Origin of the sequence: Nannocystis punicea (assembly GCF_026965555.1) — a bacterium.
GTDB lineage: Bacteria > Myxococcota_A > Polyangia > Nannocystales > Nannocystaceae > Nannocystis > Nannocystis punicea.
On the sequence record NZ_CP114040.1, the window covers coordinates 12,216,445 to 12,241,274 of the forward strand.

The window sequence follows — 24,830 nt, forward strand, 5'->3', positions numbered from 1 at the left end:
GACACTCTATTGATTGGATTTCATCGACTGTCGCCATTGTTCGAGGGGCTGCATCCCGTGGCGCGACCGATCGACGCCCTGACGCCGTCACCCGTCGAACCACCCGATTTTCCCGGGCTCTGAACAACCTGCCCGATAGGACATGTTTTTTATAGGTCATTCATCGAGGTGACTCTCGTCATGCTCCGATGGCCGTCGGGACACGCGAGCCGGTTCCTCGGTGGCGAGGTCGAACAGGTCGACTTCCTGAAGGACGATGGCGATCTCGCTCGGCGAGGCGTCGACCGGGGACACCTCCCCCCGCACTCGGACGCGGCGTCTCCTCGCGCCGCCCAATACCGCGCCGCCTCCCGCGCTCATGCGCTCGCGCGGGCGTGCTACCGTCTCCTGCCACAGGAGGCTCGAGATGAAGACCAAGAAACCAGTCACTCCCTTGAAGATCAAGACCGCCGTCCGCGCCGGCCACGACACGGCCAAGAACGCCATCGGCAACATCCGCTGAGGCACGGGCGCTCGGCGCACGGTGTCCGGAGTTCTCGGGGCCCGCGTTGTGACTCTCAAAAATCTGTCCTGAAGGCCAGCCAACTCATTGGCCGGCCTCCCGCGGGAGCGACTCGCACCATTGCCGCGGCCGGCTTGACGTTTGGCGCAAGCTGGGTCAAATTTGGTGATCGTTCGATGTCCCTCCCCGATCATCCGCGGATCGGCCAGCCGCCCGCCGAGGGCGACGTGGTCCGGCGATTGCTGCATGCGGAGCGCTCGGGCGCCCTGCGGACCTACGAGCTGCGCCTCCGCGGCGGAACGGTAACGACGACCGTCGGCCGGCCCGAGCGCAAGTTCGCGATTCGCACCCAAACCACGCTCGTGCCGGCGACAGCAGCCGCACACCTCGACCGTCAGGTCGCGGTCCTGCGAGCCAAGGGCGCCCGGCTGCTGGCCGACGACGCCGAGTTCCCGGTCGCCGCCGACCGTCGATTCAAGGTCCTCCCCGGCATCGAGCCCGAGGTCGCCAGCGAAGTCGCACGCAACCTGCGGGCCCACCGGCGCAAGTTCGCCATGCTGGACAAGCTGCAGTGGGCGGCGGGCGACGACTGGGATCTTCTGATGTGGTCGCTGGTGCGGGCCGGCCGCGTGCAGCCGCACCGAGACGTCGAGCTGTGGATGCTGCTCGCCGACGCCGCGCTCGAGGGCGACGCGATCACAGTGATGGACCTGGCGAGCCGGATCGCCTCCCTCGCCGAACTGTACCGCGGTCGCGGCTACGATGAATTCGCCGAGGCCCTGCCCGGCTGCGACGCGGCCACCGAGAGGTTGCTGTGGAGCGCGTACCTCGACGACCGCGCCCACGTGAACGCGCGGGCGCTCGAGCTGTCTCCGGCCCTACAGCGCGGCCTGTGGCTGATCCGCGCCCGCGCCGGCGACCCCGTCCCCGAAGCGATCGCCGACGAGCTCGCCACCTGGCTGCGCGCCCGTCCCCGCCCGTTCACGCCGCTCGAGGCGATCGACGGCGACGCGTTCGTCCGGCTCGACGTCCCGGAGCTGCTCCGGCGCATCGACGCGGTGAAGTGCGCGACGTTGGAGTAAGCTGGCCAATGCGCCGCCGGACGAACAGAGCACGATGACCCATCCATCACACCCACCCGCTCCCTCTGCCGACCCTGTGCTCACCCGGCTGCAATCATGGTACGCGAGCATGTGCAATGATTCCTGGGAGCACGCCCACGGGGTTCGCATCGACACCCTCGACAATCCCGGGTGGCTGGTGCGAATCGAGCTCGGCGGCGCCGTCCTGCCTGCAGAGAGTTTTCAGCCGGTGATCATCGATCGCAGCGACAGCGACTGGGTCCGCTGCCGGGTCGAGGACGGGAGCTTTCAGGCCACCGGCGGAGTCGCCAATTTGCTGGAGATCCTGGAGATCTTCCTGCGCTTCGCGGGCGCGTGACGCTCTCCCGAGGGCGCTGCCTCAGCTCCGGCTGAACGTCCGGCGGAGGCGGTGCAGCCGCTCCTCGTCGACGAACAGCACGAAGAACGCGCACATCTGCAGGGCGAAGAACACCAGCTCGCGCATGGTCACGGCGATGGTGAGGAACATGCCGAAGCCCATCGCGTAGCCGAGCGGGCGCAGGCGGCGGACGGTGAACAGGAGCGGCGACGCCAGCTCGAACGCCAGGGCGAGGTGCTGCAGCCCGGCCCACACCGGCAGCGACAGGTTGCGGACCATCCACGCCGCAGTGTCGGTCATGAAGTTGAGCTGGACCTGATGCCACAACGTGTCGCTGTGCCCCAGCCAATCGCCGTACCTGACCTTGCAGACACCCGCGCCGAACAGCTGCACGATCAGGGTGAACTGCAGCACCCGCAGCGGCCAGGCCGAGCGGAGCGTCGCGCGGCCCTCGCTGTCGGCGGCGATCGGCGGCGCGAGGGCGAGGACGAGCAGGCCGCCGAGGAAGATCTTGTTGATCGTGAAGGCAGCCAGGCGGTCGGCGCCGGTGACGTAGGCCGTGCCGAGCAGGACCGGCCAGATCGCCAGGCGCGGCTTGAAGCCGACGATCAGCGCGACGATCGCGGCGAAGTAGGCCGCGCCGAACCACGGCAGCGCCGCCTCCGACAGCAGCGGCACCGCCTGCTGGTACCCGCCGCTCGCGCCCCCGCTCGGGTGGTAGCCGACCGGCGTGAGCCACTCGGCCGCGAAGCGCCAGCGGAACGCGACGTAGTAGAGCAGCGTCGCCGCGAACAGGGCGCGAAACACCACCAGCCGCCCGGCGGCGACCGGCCCGAACACGAACGCGACGGCCCGCTGCAGCGGCGTCACGCGACCCGCCCTCCTGGCCGCATTCGCGACGCCGCGATGAGCCGGTCCGTTCGCACAGGGCGGGCCTCGCCCCGCGCCTCACCGCCCGATCCTTCTCCCCGCCCCGCCGACCGGCTCACGGACGACATGTCCCTTCGCACAGGTCGGGCCTCGCCCCGCCTCCGACCGCCGGAGCGTTCACGCCGCCTCGCCGACCGGCTCACGAACGACATCTCCCTTCGCACAGGTCGTGCCTCGCAGCGCGCCCGACCGCCGATGCGCCCATCCCGCCCCGCCGGCCGGCTCACGAGCGACATGCCCCTTCGCACAGGCCGCCCCGACGCCCCACGACATGTCTCTTCAGACATGTCCATCTCGGCCGTCACTTCGCACCTGTCCCTTGCGCCACCCCGCCGCGCAGGTCGTGCGTGGACAGCACGCGGACCGTCTGGGGCGTCGGCGCCGGCTTCTGCCAGTGGCCGGCGGGGGGCCGGGCCGGGTCGATCTTCTGCGCGCCGGCGAGGAAGCGGACCGCGACCACCGGGCTGCGGCCGGAATCGAGCTCACGGTCGCGGGCGGCGATCCAGCGGGCGAGGTCGAGGCGCGACGCCTCCTGCCTGGCGCCGAAGCGCTCCATGAAGCGGTCGAAGCGGCTGCGGTAGCCGAACGGCTCCATCGGGAACATCGCCCGCTCGTCGACCGGCTCCCACTCGCGCCGGCCGTCGCGCAGTACTTGTATAAAATAATAGGAGACGATCTCGGGCCGGTGGCGGAACAGGCAGGAGATCGATCCGAGGTCGCGGACGATCGTGGGCCACCACGTCGCCGGCGCCGCCTGGATCGCGCCCTGGCTGATCGGCACCACCCAGACCACGAGCACCAGCAGCGCCGCGGCGATGTCGCGTCGCAGCGGGCGCGGGGGCGCGGGGGCGGGCGCGCTCACCCGGGCAGCACCTTGCCCGGGTTGCAGGTGTGGTTGGGGTCGAGGCTGTCCTTGAGGCCAGCCAGGAGCGCGACCCCGACCTCGCCCTTCTCGCGCAGCAGCCACGGCGCGTGGTCGGTGCCGACCCCGTGGTGGTGGCTGATGGTGCCGCCGCCGGCGACGATCGCGTCGGAGGCGGCGCGCTTGATCGCCAGCCACTGCTCGACCTCGGCGCCCTGCTTCTGCGGGAAGATCATCGTGAAGTAGAGGCTCGCGCCGTCGATGTAACCATGGGACAGGTGGCACATGACGATCGCGCGCGCCTCGGGGTCGGCGGCGTTGTCGCGCAGGGCGTCGTGGATGGCCAGGTGGACGCCGCGGTAGAGGTGGTGCAGGTCCGACCAGCGGACCGAGGTCTCGAGCGTCTCGACGGCGACGCCGCGGTCGAGCATGGGGTCGCGCATGTACGGCATGGCGAACCGCTTCGAGTACCAGCGCTCGCCGACGCGGGTGCCGAGGTGGACGCCGCCGAGGCGCTCGATGACCGCGCGGGTGCGGACCTGCGACTCGAGCACCGTCTCGCGGTCGCCCTCGAGGCCGACGATCAGCAGGCAGCGGCCCTCGCCGTAGCCGCGCCACGCCAGCGCCTGCATGGCCGCGCGCTCGATCGCCCCCGGCGGGTGCTGGGCGGCCGAGAAGCTCTGCAGGAAGTGGGTCTCGGGCGCGTCGGACAGGCGGAGCATCGCCACCGGCAGCTCCTCCTGCAGGATCGTCCGCACCGCCTTCGCGCCGGCCGTGAAGTCCTTGAAGAAGAAGCCGCGGTAGTCCTTCTCGGCCGGGACGCGGTGGATCTTCACGGTCGCCTCGGTGATGACGCCGAGGATGCCCTCGCTGCCGGCGACGAACTGGTTGAGGTTGGGCCCCGCCGCCGAGGCCGGGAAGGCCTCGGTGCGCCACGGCCCCTTCGGCGTCGCCAGCTCGGCCGAGACCAGCCACTTCTCGGCCTTGCCGTAGCGGTACGACTGCTGCCCGGCCCCGCGCGCGGCGATCCACCCGCCGAGGGTCGAGAACTCGAACGACTGCGGGTAGTGGCCGAGAGTGAAGCCCTCGCGCTGCAGGGTGCGCTCGAGCTCCGGGCCGTAGATGCCGGCCTGCACGCGCGCGGTCAGTGACTCGCTGTCGATCGCCAGCACCCGGCCGAGCCGCGTGGTGTCGAGGGTGACCACCGCGCGCTGGTCGTCGCCGCGGAGCGCCGACACCCCGCCGACCACCGACGAGCCGCCGCCGAACGGGACCAGGGCGAGGCCCTCGCGGTCGCAGTGCGTCACCACTGCCTGCACCTCTTCCCCGCTGCCGGGGTAGACCACCGCGTCAGGGGCGTGCCGCAGGTCACCTGACCGAAGGGCCAGGAGGTCGAGGTAGCTCTTGCCGCGCGAGTGGAAGGCGCGCTCGTAGCGGTCGGTCTTGACGTTGGCGGCGCCGACGATCGCGCGCAGGGCCCCGAGGTCGTCCTCCGACAGCGCCGGCGCGGCCAGCTCGAGGCGGTCGAGCGGCGCGGCCGGGCGGTGCGGCAGCTGCTTGCGGCCGAGCTGCTCGGCCACCCAGCGCCACACCTCCGGCTCGCGGCCACCCAGTTCGAAGCCGGCGTGGACGAAGCCCCAGCCGTTCCAGCGCAGCGCGCGGCGGTCGATCATCGGTCTGTCCCTTCGTACATGTGGTTTCGACTCAATAGCGCAGGGTCAGCGCCCCGGGCAACACGGTGAAGGTCGCCGGCAGCCGGCCAGGGGCCTCGCCGTCGACGTCGAGCAGCACCTCGGCGCCCGCGGGCGCCCGCGCCTCGACCCGCGCCCCCGAGAGGTGGCGCACCTTGGGGTTCTTGAGGTGCTCGCCGCGGTAGATCGCGTTCGGGTCCTTGATGAAGTCGAGGAGGCCCATGTCGTGCATCACGATCACCTCGAGCCGGCCGTCGCTCGGGTCGGCCATCGGCGCCACGTGCATCCCGCCGCCGAAGTAGCGGCCGTTGCACACCGCGGCGGTGTTGACGACCAGCTTCAGCTCGGGGCCGTCGTCGACCCGCATCACGACCTCGGTCGGGCGGTAGCGCAAGAGGCCGCGCACGGTCGCCGCGAAGTAGGTGAACTTGCCGCCGAACAGCTTGGTGAGGCGGGCTTTGTTGACCTCGCGGTCGACCACGCCGGACACGCCGAAGCTGGCGATGTTGATGAAGTAGCGGGCGGCCGGCGAGCCGTCGTCGGCGACGTAGTCGAGGCGGCCGACGTCGAGCGGCCTGGGCTTGCCCTCGGCGATCCGGCGCACCTGGGCGTCGACGTCGCCGGCGGCGCCGAAGCTCTTGCGGAAGTCGCCGCCGGTCCCGAGCATCAGGATCGAGAGGGCAGCGCCCTCGCCGACGCGGACGTCGGGGGCGCCGGGGCGGGGCGGCTCGAAGAAGCCGTTGACGACCTCGTTGTTGGTGCCGTCGCCGCCGCAGGCGATCACCAGCTCGACGCCGTCGCGCAGGGCCTCGCGGGTGAGCCGGGCCGCGGCCATCGGCGCGTCGGTGAAGGCGACCTCGACCGGGCCGAGCGCCGCCTGCAACCTGGCGTGGACGTCCGGCCAGGCGCGCGCGAGGCGGCCGCGGGAGGAGTTCGGGTTGACGATCGCTCGCGCGCGCATACGAGGAACCTTCGCGGCCTCCGGCCCGGGAGCAAGCTTATGTCGCCTCGGCCCGCCGTGTCATGCCGGCGAGGCGTAGCGGTCGAGCACGCGGTCGACCTGGCGCACCTGCTCGGCGCGGTCCCAGCCGCGGGGGCCGCCCATCAGGCGCGCGGCGGATTCCAGCGCGCGCAGGCCGGGGTCGCCGAGCTGCCCGAGGCCCGTCCGGCGCAGCACCGCGTCACCGAGCTCGACCGCCCACTCCGCCCGCGCCCCGTGCACGATCTCCGCCCCCACCTCCGGCAATCCCGGTCGCAGCGGCGCGCCCAGCGTCGGGTCGGCGTGGATCAGCGCCAGCACCTCGCCTGCGCGGGCCCCGTAGTTGCGCCCGAGGTGCTGCAGCAGCGACGGCGGCAGGGTCGGGTGGCGCGCCTGCAGGCCCTCCACGTGGGCGCGGAAGTTGCCGATCGCGCCGCCGGGCAGCGGGGTGCAGTGGGTGCTGCCGGGGGTGCGCGGGCGGCCGAGCAGGCGCAGGGCCAGGTCGACGACCTTCTCGGCGAGCGCGCGCGAGGTGGTCCACTTGCCGCCGATCGCCGAGATCAGGCCGGGCACGCCGTCGGTCTTGCCGTGGTCGCAGACCTCGGCGCGGCGGCTCTTCTGATACGAACCCGACTTCGGGCCGTCGTCGTCGACCAGCGGGCGCATGCCGCCGTAGCTGTGGAGCACGTCCTCGCGGCGCAGCTCGGCCGCCGGGTAGTACTTGTTGACCGTGGCGACGAGGCCGGTGATGTCGGCCTCGGTGACGCGGAAGGCGTCGGGGTGGCCGGCGTAGACCTCGTCGGTGGTGCCGATGAGCGCGTGGTCGCGCCACGGCAGGACGAAGAAGTGACCTGTCCCGGCGGCCATCATCAATGCGACCTCGCGGGTCAGCTTGCGGGTGATGATGTGGATCCCCTTCGAGCGGACCAGGTGGGCGTGCTGCTGCTGGCCCAGGGTCTCGAGCATCAGGTCGGCCCACGGCCCGGTGGCGTTGACGACCACCGGCGCGCGCAGCTCGACGAAGCCGTCGCCGGGCAGGCGGCCCTCGACCTTGGCCCCGACCACCCGCGCGCCTTCGCGCACGAAGCCGACCGCCTCGGCGTAGTTCACGACCTCGGCGCCGGCCGCCGCGGCGCTGAGCAGGACCTCGAGCTCGAGCCGCTCGGGCGAGAACATCTGGCAGTCGTAGAGCAGCGCCCCGCCCTTCAGGCCCTCGGCGGGCAGGCTGGGCTCGGTGGCCAGGACCTCGGCCGGCCGCAGCCCGCGGTGGGCGGGCAGGCGCTGGGCGGGGTCGGGCAGGCGGTTGCGGTCCCAGGCCAGCAGGTCGTAGAGGGTCAGGCCGACCCGCATCTCGGCGAGCGAGTTGGCCGCGCCGGCGTAGATCGGCAGCAGCATCGGCAGCGGGTAGACCAGGTGGGGCGCGTGCAGCTCCCACAGCCGGCGCTCGCGCAACGACTCGCGCACCAGGCCGAACTCGAAGTTCTTGAGGTAGCGCAGGCCGCCGTGGATGAGCTTGGAGGACGCGGCCGAGGTGGCGCTGCAGAAGTCGCGCTTCTCGACCAGCGCGACCCGCAGGCCGCGCAGCGCCGCGTCGCGGGCCACACAGGCGCCGGTGATCCCGCCGCCGAGGATCACGAGGTCGTAGGTCCGCTGGGCCAGGCGCGCGAGGCTCCGCATGCGGGGCAAACCTACTGTCCTTCCGACCCGGCGACCAGGCCCTCGTGCGCATTGTCCGCGAGACGCCGTTCGCACGCTGCCGCTGGGCCCAGCGATCGCGTATTCTCTGCCCGCCGCATGCAGGACCGACCGATCTCCGAGTTCATTCGCCGCCATTACCGCCACTTCAACGCGGCGGCGCTCGTCGACGCCGCGACGGCGTACCGGGCCCATCTGGACCGCGGCGGCAGCATGCTGGTGACCCTCGCCGGCGCCATGAGCACCGCGGAGCTCGGGCTCAGCCTGGCCGAGATGATCCGCCAGGGCAAGGTCAGCGCGATCAGCTGTACCGGCGCCAACCTGGAAGAGGACGTGTTCAACCTGGTCGCCCACGACCACTACGTGCGCGTCCCGCACTACCGCTCGCTGACGGCGCAGGACGAGCAGGCGCTGCTGGAGCGCCACCTGAACCGGGTGACCGACACCTGCATCCCGGAGATGGAGGCGATGCGGCGGATCGAGACCGCGGTGCTGGCCGAGTGGGAGCGCGCCGACCGCGCCGGAGAGCGCTTCTTCCCGCACCAGTTCATGTACAAGATCTTGCGGTCGGGTGTCCTGAAGGACAGCTTCCAGATCGACCCGAAGGACAGCTGGCTGATGGCGGCGGCCGAGCGCGACCTGCCGATGTTCGTGCCCGGGTGGGAGGACTCGACGCTCGGCAACATGTACGCCGGCCACGTGATCGAGGGCCACGTCAAGAACGTGCACACGGTGCGCACGGGCATCGAGTACATGGTCGAGCTGTCGAAGTGGTACACGGGCACCTCCGACAAGAGCTCGATCGGGTTCTTCCAGATCGGCGGCGGCATCGCCGGCGACTTCCCGATCTGCGTGGTGCCGATGCTGCACCAGGACCTGCGCCGCACCGACGTGCCGCTGTGGGGCTACTTCTGCCAGATCAGCGACAGCACCACCAGCTACGGCTCGTACTCCGGCGCCGTGCCCAACGAGAAGATCACGTGGGGCAAGCTCGGCGTGAACACCCCCAACTTCATCATCGAGTCCGACGCGACGATCGTCGCGCCGCTCGTGTTCGCCTACGTGCTGGGATGGTGATGTCGTGAAGCACCCGCGCATCCACCATCCCCTGAACGAGCTGACCCAGTCGGCGGCCGAGCTCGGCTACCGCATGCCGGCCGAGTGGGAGCCGCTGTCGTCGATCTGGCTGGCGCGCCCGCACAACCCGACGACCTGGCCCGGCTGCCTGGCGGAGGCGCAGGCGCAGCACGCCGACTTCGCCGCCGCGGTGCGCCGCTTCGTGCCGGTGCGCATGCTCGGCGAGTCGATCTCGATCGCCACCGACGACGCGTGGATCCGCGACTACGGGCCGATCTTCGTCAAGCGCAAGTCCGACGGCGCGCTGGCCCTCCACGACTTCCACTTCAATAATTGGGGCGGCAAGTACGGCGATTGTGCGAACGACGACGTCGTGCCGCAGAAGGTCGCGCTGCTGCTGAGCATGCCGCTGTGGATCCACGACTTCGTGCTCGAGGGCGGCAGCATCGAGGTCAACGGCGTCGGCACCGTCATGACCTCGGAGTCGTGCCTGTTCCACCCGGGCCGCAACGCCGACCTCGAGCGCGCCGACATCGAGCGCGAGCTGCACGCCGCGCTCGGCACGACCCACGCGATCTGGCTGCCCGCAGGCATCGCCGGCGACGACACCGACGGCCACATCGACGACCTGGCCCGGTTCGTCAACGCCGACACGATCGCCGCAGTGCGTGCGCGCCAGGGCCACCCGGACCACGAGGTGCTCGAGCGCAACTGGGAGGCGCTGACGCAGGCGCGCGACCAGAACGGCCAGAAGCTGCAGCTGGTCGAGCTCCCGGTGCCCGCGCCGATCTTCTGGGACTTCCCCCCGGAGGACGACTGGCCCGGCGGCATCCGCCAGGTGCCCGCGAGCTACGCGAACTTCCTGTTCGCCAACCGCGCCGTGCTGGTCCCGACCTTCGACCAACCCACCGACGAACAGGCGCTCAAAATTTTCGAGCAGCTGTTCCCCGACCGCGTGGTCGTGCCCGTGGGCGCGCGGTATTTGGTCGTGGGCCTCGGCTCGCTGCACTGCCTCAGCCAGCAGCAGCCGTTCTGACGCCAATGGTGGCACGTCGCCGCCGCTCCGGCGGCGGCGGCTCGAGCACGGGTGATTATCAGACTGCCCTGACCCAGGCGTACTGATCACCTGCCGCGTTGGTGATGTGCGCGCGATAGACCTGGACCCCGATCGAGGTGCTGTAGTAGTGGACCCAGTTGTCGGCGGAGACCGAGGTCGAGGTGCCAGCCACGTCGCCCCAGAGCCCGGCGGAGATCTGCACCTGCACCAACCAACTGACGGTCCCGGTCTCGACGCAGATGCCCAGCCAGCGCTCGGCAGACCCGGCAGTCACCACGTCCTGATTGCCGGTCGTCTCGGTGAGGAAGTCGATGTCGGTCGGACTACCCTTGTCCCACATCCAGTCGTACCAGGGGATCAGCAGCCAGGCGGTTCCGGCGGTGCAGTCGTACGTATCGGTCTCCTGCAGGAGCACGGGCTTCACCGGCCCCGCGCTCAAGTCGGAGGCGACCGGCACCAGCGCGCCCCCCTGCATGCCGAGGCGCCGTGGGATCGCCGTCGCGCGGTCCTGCAGCCGCACTCGTTCGAGGTGATCTTCGAGCAGCCGCTCGGGCGCGCTCTCGTGGCTATCACCGGACAGGGCCATATAGACCTCGAGCGGCGTCAGGCCGTGTTGCTCCGACTCGATCAATAGCTGCGGGGTCCCGTAGACGAGCATCCCGACGCCGCCCTCGGGGAACGACACCCGCTCGTCGACAAATCGCACACCCGTGGACGTCCCGGCGCGGAACTCCGCGATCACGGCCTCTTCCTGCATTTCATCGGCGTCCGCGAGCGCGAGGTCGTCCTCTGAATCGACCTCCGCGCTGACCTCGGTGCGCTCGTCGTACAATCCCTCGTCGCAGGCGAAATTCATCACAGCGAGAGTCATGGCAGCAGTGTTCAATACCCAGCGCATTTCATCCATCCTCCATCACTAGAAAATCGCAGAGGCGCCAACATGTCAAGGATTGTGTTCGCTCGCCGAGCCGCGCCACCGGGAACCCGCACACCGCACGCGCCTCATCGCCCCGCTCGACCGCCGTTCTCTGCTTCCAGAAAAGAACGCCCGCCCAAACACCTGAAATCGCGAGACTTCGCCGATAAACCCGGCCCATTCGACAGTAGCACGGTAAGAGCCCGAGGCCGCCCCGGGGTCGGCACAGGCCTTGACGTACGGGATCGCCGTATCCGGCTCGTGTTTGCGTCCTGGCGCCAAAGCACACCCCGGAATAGAGGGAGACGCATGGCCGTTCAGGAGCGCGCCGAAGTCCGCCTGTGCCCGTGACTCGTTCTATCATCGCCGGCGTCGGTCGCCCAAAAGAGAGCTTCTACGCCGAACAGGTATAGACTCGAGCGGCATCGCCGAGTGTCCACCTTCTCGGGGCAATCCCATGGGTCTTAGTTACGGCTTCGAGTTCATCGCCCCGCGCAGCGGCGCCGACGCCCTGCTGCGGGCGCTCGCCGATCGCGTGGAGGACGGCTACGCCCGCCGCCTGCGCGCCTGCGTGCCGTGGTCGCCGAACACGCCGCAGCGGGCGAACGCCGGCGTGCGCGGGTTGCCGTTCGCGTTCGACATCACCAACCATTACGACCTCGTGATCCTGGTCCCCGTCGACGCCGAGGTCCGGCGCTACTTCGACGGCTACAGCGAGCCGATCGCGCGCCACATGCGAGACGGCAAGGCCGGCATCGGCCTCGTGTACATGTCGGTCTACGCCGGCCAGCGGTACCTGCTCCTGAGCCTGACCGCCGCGAGCAGCGGCATGAGCCGGCTGTTCGCCGGGCCCGGCAGCGTTCGCAAGGTCATGGCCTCGCTCGCCGCGGCCGCTCAGGCCCGCGCCGCCTTCCTCGACTGCGAAGATCCCGAAACCTGGGAGCTGCTGTTCCCGCGCAGCCCGGCGGCGGTCACCTCCGCGAGGGTCCCGCGACCGCCGCGCGACCCGGAGACGCCAGAAGACATCGACGCCTACTGCGAGCTCGCGCTCGAGCTCGCGGACCTGCTGCCTCTGCGTTCGCCGTGAGCGCGTCCCCTCGCCGCCGGTCTACGCGAGTGCGTCGACCTGGGCGATGAATTGCTCGCGGATCGAGGACTCGGTGTCGAGCGCGTCGGCGACCTTCACGATCGGCGGCAGCACGTCGCGCGCGGACGAGAAGCCGCTCATGGCTCGGCGTCGGCGAGCTGGAGCCCGAGGTGGAGCGCGTCCGAAGATGAGTCCGTCGCTCTCTTCCATCAACGGGCGGTTCGAGCGACGGCTCGTGGCATCCCCAGCGAGCTGCGACCTCGGCGATCGAGCGGGTGAGAGGTCATCGGCTCGTATGGCCGGCGGTTCGCCACGTAATCCGGCCTCTCGCGATCGTACTTCAGTTCGCTTTGCTGGGCCGCCGATCGCGGTATGAATGATTCGAGAGTACCTGATGCTGAAGGAAATCCTGTTCACCGTGTCCTCGCTGTGTCTCTCCGAAGCCCGGGCAAATGACGATTGCGACCCGAACGAAGATTGCAGCGATTTTATCGAGTACCCGTGTCCGACCCCGGACGATCCTGGCAAGATGTGCGACGCAACTTATGATGACCCTTCCTGCATAGCCGAAACGGTAACTTGCAGGGCCAAGATCGTGGATTGTGTAAACGATGCCATAGGTCCGGTGTCCTCCGATTGTGAGAATTGTGTTTGGGGCGCTGGGTGGGGCATGGCTCTCCTCCCCTGCGCGCCCGTCTGCGGGGACGAGATCCAGACTGCGGCTCAGAAGTGCAGTTGATCGCCCACGCCGGTATCCAGCCCTGGAGCAGGGCCTCGGGCGGTGAACGTCAGCTACAGCGCGCGGACGGCGATCCTACCGTCCTTCGTCTGCTCGTGCCGGCAGCCGAATCCGGGCATGGATGTCTTCGCGGTCGAGTCCGTACGACCATGTTCAATGAGGCACATCGCCCGCCCCGCGGAGCCCGCCGCGCCGGCGGCCTCGTCGCCGCGTGCCCGCGTCGTGAGCTCGGCCTTGTTCGACTTGTTGGCTCTCACGGTTGCCGCGGCGGCGCCGCCGGCCATGGTTCCCGGCCATGTATGACGCCTCGCGTGCCATCGATTTAAGCACGCTGCTCGAGCAGTCCGACCAGCTCTTGCGGCGGATCGTCACCGGCCGCGGGCACCTGCGACGGGGCGGCGGGGACGGCGTCGCCGGCATGTGGCCTGTCCTCGAGGACACCCAGGGCCGGCGCCTGCGAGTCACCCCGTGGCTGCCGATGGACGACTTTTCCCCTCGCCTGGCCGGGCCCGGCGGCCGGCATCCACGCGGCCTGCGGGACTTCTTCGGCCACGACGTCCTGCTCACGGGAGTGCTCGAGCGCGACGCCGACGGCGAGCTGGTGTTCGTCGCCAAGCGGGCCCAGGTCGTCCGCGAGCTGCACCTCCGGCGCCTCGACGCCGCGCAGCTGGCCGCGGTGGCGGGCGTCGGCGGCGAGGGCACCGTGGGTTACGGCGCGCTCGCGGGGGAGCTGATCATCGACGGCGGCGATCAGCTGCGACTCGTCACTGCCGATCGCGGCGGCCCGTGCGAGGTCAGCTTCACCCTCGACGTCCTGCGCCGCGACGACCTCGTCCTCGGGCGACCGATCCACGTCCACGGCCTGATCCGCAAGGCCACGCCGTGGCTCGGGGCGATCCGCCGGGCGGCGGTCGCCGTCGACGCGCCGACCTCCTGACGAACATGCGCGCGATGGTCCTGGAGAGCGTCGGCGACCCGTTGCGGCTCGTCGAGCGACCGGTCCCCGAGCCGGACCGGCACCAGGTGGTGATCCAGGTCGCCGCCTGCGGCGTGTGTCGCACCGACCTTCACGTCGTCGACGGCGAGCTGCCCGATCCGAAGCTCCCGCTCGTCTGCGGTCACGAGGTCGTCGGCCGGATCGTCGCTCGCGGCGCGGACGCCATCGACCTGCCTCTCGGGACACGTGTCGGCGTCCCCTGGCTCGGCGGCGCCTGCGGACGTTGCAACGCCTGTCTCCGGGGACAGGAGAACCTGTGCCCCAACGCGCGCTTCACCGGCTACACCCTCGACGGCGGTTACGCCGAGTACGCGCTCGCCGACGCGCGCTTCTGCTTCGAGCTGCCCGCGCGCTACCGCGACGTCGAGGCCGCCCCGCTGCTGTGCGCCGGCCTCATCGGCTATCGCAGCTATCGCCTGGCCGGCAACCCCGCCGCCCTCGGCCTCTACGGCTTCGGCGCCGCCGCGCACATCCTCTGCCAGCTGGCGGCGCACGAGGGCCGGCGCGTCTACGCCTTCACGCGCCCGGGCGACCTCGCGGCCCAGGCCTTCGCGCGCAGCCTCGGCGCGGTGTGGGCCGGGGGCTCCGACGAGGTCCCGCGCGAACCGCTCGACGCCGCGATCTTGTTCGCCCCCGTCGGCGAACTGGTGCCTCTCGCGTTGCAGGTCGTGCGCCCCGGCGGTGTGGTCGTCTGCGGCGGCATTCACATGAGCGACATCCCGAGCTTTCCGTATCGCCTGTTGTGGGGCGAGCGCGTGGTGCGTTCGGTCGCCAACCTCACCCGCGCCGACGGCCACGCCTTCTTCACCGCCGCGGCTCGCACTCCGCTCGTGCTCGCGACCCACACCTATCCCCTCGACCAGGCCAACGCCGCGCTGGCCGACCTGCGCAGCGGCGCGTTCACGGGCGCCGCCGTGCTCGTCCCGTGATCGGGCGCGACCCGGCGAACTTCATTGCGTCGCCGTCATCACTCTCTGCCTCCAGGCCCGCCGCATCGCCACCGGCGGCACTAGGAAGCCGGCCGCCGGGGCTGCCGCCTCGCTGCTACTCTTGGCGCGATGTGGAGGTCGTGCTCGTCCCCTGGCATCGCGCTCGCGTCGGTCGGCCTGTTCGCGTGCGGAGCGGGTCCGACCAACCAGGCCAGCGACGGTGCGGGCGCTGCCACCTCGATCCACGGCTCGACCTCGACCGGCGCGCCCACGACGATCACGACCGGCGCGATCTCGACGACCGACGACGACCCGACCGTCGGCTCGTTCATCGCCCGCCCCGACGCCGCCGCGATCGAGGAGTGCGACCTCTTTTTACAGGACTGTCCCGAAGGACAGAAGTGCACCGCGCTGAGCGGCGACGGCGACGGCGGCCTGGACACCTTCCGCTGCGTCCCGGTGGCCCGCGATCCCGACGCTCCCGGGGAGACGTGCTCGACCGGCGCCCGGCCGTTCGACGGCTTCGACTCGTGCGCGGCCGGCTCGATCTGCTACGAGCAATCCGCCGATCCGGCCGACCGCGTGTGCGTCTCGTTCTGCACCGGCAGCCCCGACGACCCGAGCTGTCCGCCGCAGGGCCTGCCCGCGTGCAGCACCGCCCACTGGTGCTCGATCTTCGGCTCGGGCCTGTCGGTGTGCCTGCCGGGCTGCGACCCGATCCGCGACCCCTGCTCCGGCTCGCAGGTGTGCGCCCCGCTCGCGCTCGGCCGCGGGACCATCTTCGAGTGCCTGCCGGACCAATCCGGCGACGCGGGAGCGTTCGGCGACGGCTGTAACGACGGCAGTGAATGCGACCCCGGCCTCTTCTGCGCCGAGCCCGGCGCTGCCCTCGAGTGTGACCCCGACGCCGCCGGCTGCTGCGTCCCGTGGTGCGACCTCGGCCAACCCCTGAGCTGCCCGGGAGCAGGCCAGAGCTGTCAGCCGTTCTACGCGCCCGACGAGGCGCCGCAATGCGAGCATCTCGGCGTCTGTCGCCTGGCGCGGTGATGTGAATATGTCTTGATATTCACTGCCGTGAATGTCCCTCCGGACATCCCCGAACGAGCAGCCCATGATTTCGCGAAGCCGGCCGCTCAGCGAGGCGCCGCATTCATAGAAACTGTCCCTTCAGACATGCCCGCCCGAGCAGCCGCGAGCAGCAGCCGCTTCTCGGCGGCGGCCACGGTCGCGCGGGCCTGGTGGACCGCGTCGACGTTGACGGAGATCGACGTGATGCCGAGGCGGACCAGCGTCTCGGCGAATTCGGGCCGGTTGGAGGGGGCCTGGCCGCACAGCGACGACGTGAGGCCGTGCGCGCGGGCGGCGGCGATGATGCGGGCGAGCGCGTCGACCACCGCCCCGTCGGACTCGTCGAACAGCTCGGCGCACAGCTCGGAGTCGCGGTCGACCCCGAGCATCAATTGAGTGAGGTCGTTGGAGCCGATCGAGACCCCGTGGATCCCGAGGCGGGCGTACTCGGGGATCCAAAACGCCACCGAGGGCACCTCGGCCATCACCCAGCGGAGCAGCCCGCGGTCGCCCCCGAGCCGGCTCCGGTCGATGCGCTCGAGGCAGCGCTCGAGCTCCCAGCGGGTGCGCACGAACGGGATCATCACGTGGAGGTTTTGCGTCTCCTCGCGGACCTGCGCCAGCGCCTCGAGCTCGAGGTCGAACAGCGCCGGGTCCTTGATGTAGCGGAAGCAGCCGCGGTACCCGATCATCGGGTTGTCCTCGCGCGGCTCGTGGCGCTCGCCGCCGCTGAGCCCGCGGAACTCGTTGCTGCGGAAGTCGTAGGTCCGGTAGATCACCGGCCGCGGCGCGAACGCCCGCGCGATCTGTCGCAGCCGCTCCGTCATCGCCGCCACGAACTCGCGGCCGCCGCCGCGGGCCACCAGGTCGCGCGGGTGCTGCCCCGCCAATGCGTCGAGGATCATGAACTCCGCCCGCAAGAGGCCCACCCCGTCGACCGGCAGCGCCGCCGCCTCGGCCGCGCGCTCCGCCAGCGCGAGGTTGACGTACAGCCGGGTCGCCAGCGCCTCGCCGGGGCTCGCCGGTTCGCCGACGCTCGGCGCGGCCACCTCGACGCGCTCCGGCTTGCCGCCGGCGAGCACCTGCCCGCGGCGGCCGTCCACTGTCACCAATTCGCCGTCGCGCAGCACGCGGGTCGCCTCGCGCGCGCCGACGACCGCGGGGATCTTCAGCTCGCGGCTGACGATCGCCGCGTGACACGTCATGCCGCCGGAGTCCGTCACCACCGCGGCGGCGCGGCGCATCGTCGGCACCCAGTCGGGCGAGGTCATGGCGGCGACGAGGATCTCCCCGGCCTCGAGCTTGCTGCCCTCGTCGGGCGACCGCAGCACCCGCACCTTGCCGCTGGCCGTCCCGGGCGAGGCGCCGAGACCGTGCAGCAGCACCCGCCCGCGCGCCGCCTCCGGGGCCTCGCGCGGGCTCCCGGGGAGCGTCGTGATCGGCCGCGTCTGCACGAGGAAGAACTGCCCGCCGGCCTCGGCCCACTCGACGTCCTGCGGCGCGCGGTAGTGGGCCTCGACCTGCGCGCCGAGGCGCGCGAGCTGCAGCAGCTCCTCGTCGGCCAGGACCCTGCGGTTGGCCTCGTCTGTCCCGAGGGACACCTTGCTCTCGTGCCCCCGCGCGTCGCGGACGATCTTGAATTGCTTGGACCCGACGCGCGCCGAGCGGACCGCCGGCCCGGCCTTGGCGAGCACGTAGGTGTCGACCTCGACCTGGCCGCCGACCACCACCTCGCCGAGGCCGAACGCCGCCTCGATGACGATCGTCTCGCGGTCGCCGCTGGCCGGGTCCGCGGTGAACATCACCCCCGAGCGGGCCGCGTCGACCATCGCCTGCACCACCACCGCGATCGTCGGCTCCTCGTCGATGCCCTCGGCCTTGCGGTACGACAGCGCCCGCTGCCCGTACGCCGAGGCCCAGCAGGCGACGATCCGCTCGCACAGCGCGCTCGCGCCGACCACGTTGGTGTACGTCTCGTGCATCCCCGCGAACGACGTCGAGCCGGCGTCCTCGCTGGTCGCCGACGACCGCACCGCCACCGGCACCTCGGCCCCCAGCTCGGCGTAGGCCGCAGTGATCGCCGCCCGCACGTCCGCCGGCACCCCCGCCCGCTGGACCAGCGCCCGCATCCGCGCCGACGCCTCCGCCAACCCCTGCGGCGATTCGGCGTCTGCCTTTTTGAACATGTCGTAAAGTTCAGACCTCACGTCGGCCGCCTCGACCGCGGCGAGGAACGCCGCAGTGGTGACGACGAAGCCGCCGGGCACGGGCAGGCCGGCGCGGGTCATCTCGCCGAGGTTAGCGCCCTTGCCGCCGACGCTCGGGACGTCGGCGGACGACAGCTCGGAGAGCCATGCGATGAACGTCGCCATGGCCCAACCATGGCGAATGTCGCCGGGGCGGCTACTGTGCGGACTTGGGCCAGTCGGTGTGGACGAACACTCCGGGGGCGTCGACGCGTTCGTAGGTGTGACTGCCGAAGTAGTCGCGCTGGGCCTGGATGAGCGACGCGCTGCCGCGCGACTGGGTGAGTGTGTCGAACCACGCCAGCGAGGCGGACAGCCCGGGGATCGGGTGACCGGCCGCAGCCGCCGCCGCGACCACGCGGCGCCAGCCGGGCAGGCGGCGCGCCACGTCGGCGGCGAAGTCGGGCGCGAGCACCAGCAGCTCGGGTTTTTCCGAACCCTCAGGCCCGGAGGGCCGTGAAGCCTGCGCAAATGCTGCCCGGATCCGCTCGAGGAACACCGCGCGGATGATGCAGCCGCCGGTCCAGATCCGGGCGACCTCCGCCAGGTTGGTGCCGTAGTCACGGGCCTCGCTGGCCGCCTGCAGCAGCGCGAAGCCCTGGGTGTAGCTGGCGATCTTGCTGGCGTACAGCGCGTCGCGGAGGTCGCTGGTCGACACGCCCTGGATCACCCCGCGAGTCGGCCGCAGCGCCGCCTCGGCGCGGGTCCGCAGGTCCTTGGCGGCCGACAGCAGGCGCGCGTCGACGGCCGCGGCGATGGTCGGGATCGGCACGCCGTGCTCGGCCGCCGCCATCACCGTCCACTTGCCCGTGCCCTTCTGCCCGGCGCGGTCGAGGATCGCGTCGATGAGCAGCGAGCCCGGGTTCTGCGGGTCGGCCACGCGCAGGATGTCGGCGGTGATCTCGATCAGGTAGCTCTCGAGCTCGCTGCGGTTCCACTCGGCGAAGGTGTCGGCGACCTGTCCCCAGGGCCAGCCCATGCCCTCGCGCATCAACGCGGCGACCTCGGCGATCAGCTGCATGTCGCCGTACTCGATGCCGTTGTGCACCATCTTCACGAAGTGCCCTGCCGAGCCGCGCCCGCAGTAGGTGACGCACACGCCCGAGGCGCTGCGGGCCGCGATCGCCTCGAGCGGCGGGCGCAGGCGCTCCCACGCGTAGCGGTCGCCGCCCGGCATGATCGACGGCCCGAGCAGCGCGCCCTCGGAGCCGCCCGACACGCCCATGCCGACGAACCGCCACGGCCGCCCCTCCGCGCGCGCGACCCGGCGGTCGGTGTCGGTGTAGAGGCTGTTGCCGCCGTCGACGACGATGTCGCCGTCCTCGAGCAGCGGGTCGAGCTGGTCGAGCACCGAGTCGACCGCCGGCCCGGCGTTGACCATCAGCACGAGCCGCCGCGGCCGCTCGAGCATCTTCACCAGCTCTTCGAGGGTCGCGGCGACGCGCAGGTGCGCCTCCGGATGCGCCGCCGCCAGGGCGTGCGCGTGCTCGACGGTGCGTTGATAGCCCGCCACGCGCAGCCCGCGGCTGGCGAAGTTGCGGGCGAGGTTGCCGCCCATGACGCCGAGGCCGACCACGGCCAGATCGCACAGCCCTGTCTCACTCATCGCTCTCATCCTCCAAATCGATGTCGGTCGCGATCACGAGGTGCGGCAGCGCCGTCGTCGGCAGCCCCGCCTCGCGCCGGATCACTCGCCGCAGCGCGGCCCGCTTGCCCGCCCCCGCAGCCATCATCACCGCCAGCGGCGTCGCCCGCAGCACCGGCAGCGTCAGACTCATCCGCCGCGGCGGCGGCTTCGGGCTGTCCGCCACGAACACCGCCGCCCCCGCGACCCCCAGCGCCGCGTGCCCCGGGAACAGCGAGGCGACGTGCCCGTCCTCGCCGAGCCCGAGCAGCGCCGCGTCGAGCCCGCCCGCGAAGCCGCGCGCGAACTCGCGGCCGAACCGCTCGACCGCCGCCTCCGGCCCGACGTCGCCGTCGGCCCACAGTGGCAGCGCCGCGGCCGGCGGCGGCAGACCGAGCCGCTGCCACGCCCCGCGGTTGCTGTCGGGGTCGCTCGCCGCCACGCAGCGCTCGTCGACCCAAGTAAGGTGTACTCTGGACCATGTCCCTTGCGGCAGGTCCTTGAGGACATGTGGGAGCACCGCCAGCGCCGAGCCGCCGGGGATCGCCAGCCGGCACGCGCCGCGCTGGGCGTCGACGCGGGCGATCGCCAGGGCCAGCCGGCTCGCCGCCGCCTCGATCGGCCGCGTCGACCGCAAGATCTCGAGCGTCGACGTCATCCCTCCGACCACCCGCCCTCGCAGCCGGTGAACAGCTCGTCGGCCTCGGGCGGTCCCCACGAGCCGGCCGGGTACTGGGCCGCCGGCGGCGCGTCGGGCCGGTCCCACGCGGCGCGGAACGCGTCGGCGAACCGCCAGCTGGCCTCGATCTCCTCGGCGTGGAGGAACAGCGTCTGGTCGCCGGACAGCGCGTCGGCCAGCAGCCGCTCGTAGGCCGGCGCGGTGCGGTCGCCGAAGCGCTCGCGGTAGTCGAAGTCGAGCTCGGCGGGGGCCATCACCATGGCGGCGCCCGGCCGCTTGACCCCGAACGACAGGCGGATCGCCTCGCGCGGCTGGATCGAGATGGTCAGGGCGTTGGGGCGGATCTGGCACAGGTCGCCCTGGCGCAGGCGGTCGCGGAACTCGTCGTCGGAGAGGCCCTCGGGGCGGTTGAACAGCTGCACCGGCGGCACGCGGAACTGGATCCGCACCTCCGTGAATTTCTTCGGCAGGCGCTTGCCGTGGCGCAGCAGGATCGGCACGCCGCTCCAGCGCCACGAGTCGCACTCGGCGCGGATCGCCACGTACGTCTCGGTGCGCGAGCCGTGCGGCACGCCGCTCTCCTCGAGGTAGCCCGGCACCTTCTTGCCGTCGATCTTGCCGGCCGAGTACTGCCCGCGGACCGAGTAGCGCAGCGCGTGCTCCGGCCCGGGCACGTGCAGGCTGCGCAGGAACTGGACCTTCTGCCCGCGGATCGCCGACGCCTCGAGCGAGCTCGGCGGCTCCATCATCGCCAGCGCCAGCACCTGCAACATGTGGTTCTGCAGCATGTCGCGCAGCGCGCCGGTCGAGTCGTAGTAGGCCGCCCTGCCGCGCTCCATCCCCAGGTCTTCGGCGACCGTGACCTGCACGTGCTCGACGTGGTGGCGGTTCCACAGCGGCTCGAAGATCGCGTTGTGGAAGCGGAACCCGAGCAGGTTCTGCACCGTCTCTTTCCCGAGGTAGTGGTCGATGCGGTAGATCTGGTCCTCGCGCAGCGACTCGTGCAGCTGGCGGTTGAGCGCCGCCGCCGACGCCAGGTCGTGGCCGAACGGCTTCTCCACCACCACCCGCCGCCAGGCGCAGGTGTCGTCGGCGCGCACGTGCAGCAGCCCGCCGACCGACAGCAGCGCGACCGTGGGCGCGAACAATTCTGGCTTCAAGGACAGGTAGAACAGCCGCCCGGCCTCGCGCCCGCCGGGCAGCTCGTCGAGCCGCTGCGACAGGCGGTCGAGGTCCTCCGGCGCGCCGACGTCGCCGGGGAGGTAGTGCACGCGCGGCGCGAGGGCGTCGAAGTCGGCCCGCAGCTCCTCGGGCATGGCCTCGCGGATCTGCTGGCGGTAGGTGTCGTCGTCGAGCGGGCGGCGGGCGACCCCGAGCACGTGGAAGCCGCCGTTCGGGCGGCCGCGGGCGGCCAGGCTGGTGAGGGCGGGCATCAGCTTGCGCAGCGTGAGGTCGCCGCTCGCGCCGAAGATCACGACGTGCGCCGGAGTGGAGGAGGGCATGAGGCGCGGCAATGGTAGCCCGCATCGCCCCGCGCGGCAGCCCCCAAGCCGGGCGGGCGGACGCGGGAGCGCGTGGTACATTGCGCGCGGCCATGGATCCCGAGCGCCAGCGCCACGCCGAGCAGCGCCGCCGAGAGCGGCGCTGGGACCTGTTCGGGCCCTACCTCGCAGAACGCGCGTGGGCCACCGTGCGGGAGGACTACAGCGAGAACGGCGACGTCTGGCGCTACTTCCCGCACGACCACGCGCGCTCGCGGGCCTACCGGTGGAACGAGGACGGCCTCCTCGGCATCAGCGACGAGCACCAGCGGCTGTGCTTCGCGCTGGCGCTGTGGAACGAGCGCGACCCGATCTTGAAGGAGCGGCTGTTCGGGGTCACCGGGCCGCAGGGCAACCACGGCGAGGACGTCAAGGAGGTCTACTTCTACCTCGACAACACGCCGACCCACAGCTACATGCGGGCGCTCTACAAGTACCCGCAGGCGGCCTACCCGTACGAGCGCCTGGTCGCCGAGAGCGCCCGCCGCTCGCGCTCGGAGCCCGAGTTCGAGCTGGTCGACGCCGGTGTGTTCGACGAGGGCCGCTACTTCGACGTGTTCGTCGAGTACGCCAAGGCCGGCCCGACCGACATCCTCGTCCGGATCACCGCGCACAACCGCGGCCCCGAGCCGGCCCCGCTGCACCTGCTGCCGACCCTGTGGTTCCGCAACACCTGGGCCTGGACCGACGACCCGCGGATCCCCTCGCTCACCCCCGTGGGCCGCCCCGACGGCCTGCCCGCGCTGATCGCCGAGCACCGCGAGCTCGGCGAGCTCTGGCTGGTCGCCGACGCCCCCGGTGAGCTCCTCTTCACCAACAACGAGACCAACTCCGAGCGCCTGTGGGGCGCCGAGAGCCGCACTCCGCACGTCAAGGACGCCTTCCACCGCCACCTCGTCGGCCGCGAACCCGGCGTCCTCGCCCAGGGCGGCACCAAGTCGGCGGTCCACTGGCGCGCAGTGGTCGCCCCCGGCGGCAGCTGGACGGTGCGCCTCCGCCTGTCTCAAAAGACAGCATCACCCCAGTGCCCGGCCGAAGCGGTGACGGACGGCGAGTTCACGGCCCCGTTCGCCGACTTCGACGCGGTGATGCAGGCCCGCCGGTCCGAGGCCGACGCCTTCTACGACGGCATCCGCGCCCACATGACCGACGACGAGCGGCAGGTGTTCCGCCAGGCGATGGCGGGCCTGCTGTGGTCGAAGCAGTTCTACCACTACATCGTCCGCGACTGGCTCGCCGGCGACCCGGCCCAGCCGCCGCCGCCGCGCGAGCGGCTGAGCGGGCGCAACACCGACTGGCGGCACCTCTACAACCACCACGTCATGTCGATGCCGGACACGTGGGAGTACCCGTGGTACGCGGCGTGGGACCTGGCGTTCCACTGCCTCCCGCTGGCGCTGGTCGACCCGGAGTTCGCCAAGTCGCAGCTCGACCTGCTGACGCGCGAGTGGTTTCTCCACCCGAACGGGGCGATGCCGGCGTACGAGTGGAACTTCAGCGACGTGAACCCGCCGGTGTTCGCGTGGGCGACCTGGCGGGTCTACAAGATCGAGCAGCGCCACGAGGGCCGGGGCGACCGGACCTTCCTCGAGGCGATGTTCCACAAGCTGCTGCTGCACTTCACGTGGTGGGTGAACCGCAAGGACTCGGCCGGCAAGAACATCTTCCAGGGCGGCTTCCTCGGGCTCGACAACATCGGCGTGTTCGACCGCAGCGCCGGCCTCCCGCGCGGCGGCGTGCTCGAGCAGAGCGACGCCACCGCGTGGATGGGCATGTTCTCGCTCAACATGATGACGATCGCGCTCGAGCTGGCGCGCGAGAACCCGGTCTACGAGAAGATCGCCAGCAAGTTCTTCGAGCACTTCCTGTCGATCGCCGACGCCATGAACAACCTCGGCGGCGAGGGCATCGGCCTGTGGGACGACCAGGACGAGTTCTTCTACGACGTCCTGCACCTGCCCGACGGCCGCGCCCTCCGCCTGCGCGCGCGCTCGCTGGTCGGCCTGATCCCGCTGCTCGCGGTCGAGACCGTCGAGCCGCTGCTGCTCGAGCAGATGCCCGGCTTCCGCCACCGCCTCGAGTGGTTCCTGGCCCACCGCCCCGACCTCGCGCGCCTGGTCTCGCGCTGGTACGAGCCGGGCGCCGGCGAGCGCCGCCTGCTCGCCCTGGTCCGCGGCAGCCGCATGAAGCGGCTGCTCCGGCGCATGCTCGACCCGAACGAGTTTTTGTCCGACTACGGCGTGCGCTCGCTGAGCAAGATCCACGCGACCGAGCCGTACCGCCTGCACATCGACAACAGCACCCTCTCGATCGGCTACGAGCCCGGCGAGTCGCGCACCGGCCTGTTCGGCGGCAACAGCAACTGGCGCGGCCCGGTGTGGTTCCCGATCAACTACCTCCTGATCGAGGCGCTGCAGAAGTTCCACCACTATTACTCCGACGACTTCCGCGTCGAGTGCCCGACCGGCTCCGGCCAGTACATGTCGATCCGGGAGATCGCCGACGAGCTGTCGCGTCGCCTCACCCGCATCTTCCTGCCCGACGCTCGCGGCCGTCGTCCCTACGCCGGCGACGACCCGCGCCAGCACGACCCGCACTGGCGCGACCACCTGCTGTTCCACGAATACTTCCACGGCGACACCGGCCAGGGCCTGGGCGCCAGCCACCAGACCGGCTGGACCGCCCTGGTCGCCAAGCTGCTGATGCAGCAGTGCCCGCCGGTCGACGACGATCACTAGCGAATGCTCGCCGGGCGAAGCGCTCCTCGTCCG

General features: G+C 71.2%; 20 protein-coding genes. 9 read left to right on the forward strand and 11 right to left on the reverse strand.

From position 1 onward, the window contains the following. Positions 1–678 precede the first annotated feature (678 nt). Both O0S08_RS46980 and O0S08_RS46985 read left to right on the forward strand, forming a co-directional pair. A complete protein-coding gene (locus O0S08_RS46980) occupies positions 679–1,584 on the forward strand; it encodes a hypothetical protein (protein WP_269036080.1) in 906 nt (301 codons plus the stop codon). Positions 1,585–1,618: 34 nt separating this feature from the next. Beyond that, a complete protein-coding gene (locus O0S08_RS46985; RefSeq protein ID WP_269036081.1) occupies positions 1,619–1,942 on the forward strand; it encodes an immunity 53 family protein in 324 nt (107 codons plus the stop codon). Positions 1,943–1,963: 21 nt separating this feature from the next. On the opposite strand, the gene O0S08_RS46990 is transcribed toward O0S08_RS46985, so the two are convergent. The 5 genes from O0S08_RS46990 to O0S08_RS47010 all read right to left on the reverse strand — a co-directional run bounded on the left by O0S08_RS46990 (position 1,964) and on the right by O0S08_RS47010 (position 8,081). Continuing rightward, a complete protein-coding gene (locus O0S08_RS46990; protein ID WP_269036083.1) occupies positions 1,964–2,812 on the reverse strand; it encodes an HTTM domain-containing protein in 849 nt (282 codons plus the stop codon). A 361-nt stretch (positions 2,813–3,173) separates the two neighbouring features. Beyond that, positions 3,174–3,734 carry a hypothetical protein gene (locus O0S08_RS46995; RefSeq protein ID WP_269036084.1) on the reverse strand — a complete coding sequence of 187 codons (561 nt, stop codon included), beginning with the start codon at positions 3,732–3,734 and terminating at the stop codon, positions 3,174–3,176. Then, the gene (locus O0S08_RS47000; protein WP_269036085.1) at positions 3,731–5,407 is read right to left on the reverse strand and encodes an FAD-binding oxidoreductase; all 1,677 of its coding nucleotides are present in this window, start codon (positions 5,405–5,407) and stop codon (positions 3,731–3,733) included. The genes O0S08_RS46995 and O0S08_RS47000 overlap by 4 nt, the downstream gene beginning before the upstream one ends. Before the next feature lie 31 nt (positions 5,408–5,438). Then, entirely contained in the window at positions 5,439–6,386 is a 948-nt protein-coding gene (locus tag O0S08_RS47005) for a diacylglycerol/lipid kinase family protein (RefSeq protein WP_269036086.1), read from the reverse strand. A 60-nt stretch (positions 6,387–6,446) separates the two neighbouring features. Beyond that, complete coding sequence (locus tag O0S08_RS47010; protein ID WP_269036087.1) at positions 6,447–8,081, reverse strand: glycerol-3-phosphate dehydrogenase/oxidase; 1,635 nt, start codon at positions 8,079–8,081, stop codon at positions 6,447–6,449. Positions 8,082–8,198: 117 nt separating this feature from the next. Between O0S08_RS47010 and O0S08_RS47015 the strand changes: the two genes are divergently transcribed. Continuing rightward, entirely contained in the window at positions 8,199–9,176 is a 978-nt protein-coding gene (locus tag O0S08_RS47015; protein WP_269036088.1) for a deoxyhypusine synthase family protein, read from the forward strand. 4 nt (positions 9,177–9,180) lie between these two features. Next, positions 9,181–10,212, forward strand: a complete 1,032-nt coding sequence (locus tag O0S08_RS47020; protein WP_269036089.1) for an agmatine deiminase family protein — start codon at positions 9,181–9,183, stop codon at positions 10,210–10,212. A gap of 58 nt (positions 10,213–10,270) precedes the next feature. Here O0S08_RS47020 and O0S08_RS47025 read toward each other — a convergent pair whose 3' ends face one another. Beyond that, positions 10,271–11,104 (reverse strand): hypothetical protein, encoded by an 834-nt coding sequence (locus tag O0S08_RS47025; protein WP_269036090.1) that lies wholly within the window; start codon positions 11,102–11,104, stop codon positions 10,271–10,273. Between the two features lie 502 nt (positions 11,105–11,606). On the opposite strand from O0S08_RS47025, the gene O0S08_RS47030 reads away from it, so the two are divergent. Next, on the forward strand, positions 11,607–12,236 hold the full coding sequence (locus O0S08_RS47030; protein ID WP_269036091.1) for a hypothetical protein: 630 nt from the start codon (positions 11,607–11,609) through the stop codon (positions 12,234–12,236). A 792-nt stretch (positions 12,237–13,028) separates the two neighbouring features. Here the strand turns inward: O0S08_RS47030 and O0S08_RS47035 are convergent. Then, positions 13,029–13,259 carry a hypothetical protein gene (locus tag O0S08_RS47035; protein WP_269036092.1) on the reverse strand — a complete coding sequence of 77 codons (231 nt, stop codon included), beginning with the start codon at positions 13,257–13,259 and terminating at the stop codon, positions 13,029–13,031. A gap of 11 nt (positions 13,260–13,270) precedes the next feature. Here O0S08_RS47035 and O0S08_RS47040 point away from each other — a divergent pair, with 11 nt between their 5' ends. The 3 genes from O0S08_RS47040 to O0S08_RS47050 all read left to right on the forward strand — a co-directional run bounded on the left by O0S08_RS47040 (position 13,271) and on the right by O0S08_RS47050 (position 15,948). Beyond that, a complete protein-coding gene (locus O0S08_RS47040; protein ID WP_269036093.1) occupies positions 13,271–13,912 on the forward strand; it encodes a hypothetical protein in 642 nt (213 codons plus the stop codon). A gap of 5 nt (positions 13,913–13,917) precedes the next feature. Continuing rightward, positions 13,918–14,901: a zinc-dependent alcohol dehydrogenase family protein gene (locus O0S08_RS47045; RefSeq protein ID WP_269036094.1), complete on the forward strand. Its 984-nt coding sequence runs from the start codon at positions 13,918–13,920 to the stop codon at positions 14,899–14,901. Positions 14,902–15,030: 129 nt separating this feature from the next. After that, entirely contained in the window at positions 15,031–15,948 is a 918-nt protein-coding gene (locus O0S08_RS47050) for a hypothetical protein (RefSeq protein WP_269036095.1), read from the forward strand. A gap of 86 nt (positions 15,949–16,034) precedes the next feature. Here the strand turns inward: O0S08_RS47050 and ppsA are convergent, their stop codons facing one another. From ppsA to zwf, 4 genes are read right to left on the reverse strand one after another with little or no spacing between them, the layout of a single operon-like run. Then, complete coding sequence (ppsA, locus tag O0S08_RS47055) at positions 16,035–18,341, reverse strand: phosphoenolpyruvate synthase (protein WP_269036096.1); 2,307 nt, start codon at positions 18,339–18,341, stop codon at positions 16,035–16,037. Between the two features lie 31 nt (positions 18,342–18,372). After that, positions 18,373–19,821 (reverse strand): NADP-dependent phosphogluconate dehydrogenase, encoded by a 1,449-nt coding sequence (gnd, locus tag O0S08_RS47060; protein ID WP_269036097.1) that lies wholly within the window; start codon positions 19,819–19,821, stop codon positions 18,373–18,375. After that, positions 19,814–20,497: a 6-phosphogluconolactonase gene (gene pgl, locus O0S08_RS47065; protein WP_269036098.1), complete on the reverse strand. Its 684-nt coding sequence runs from the start codon at positions 20,495–20,497 to the stop codon at positions 19,814–19,816. The genes gnd and pgl overlap by 8 nt, the downstream gene beginning before the upstream one ends. Then, complete coding sequence (zwf, locus tag O0S08_RS47070; protein WP_269036099.1) at positions 20,494–22,020, reverse strand: glucose-6-phosphate dehydrogenase; 1,527 nt, start codon at positions 22,018–22,020, stop codon at positions 20,494–20,496. The genes pgl and zwf overlap by 4 nt, the downstream gene beginning before the upstream one ends. A 92-nt stretch (positions 22,021–22,112) precedes the next feature. Between zwf and O0S08_RS47075 the strand changes: the two genes are divergently transcribed. Then, positions 22,113–24,797, forward strand: coding sequence for an MGH1-like glycoside hydrolase domain-containing protein (locus O0S08_RS47075; RefSeq protein ID WP_269036100.1), 2,685 nt, complete (start codon positions 22,113–22,115; stop codon positions 24,795–24,797). Positions 24,798–24,830 lie beyond the last annotated feature (33 nt).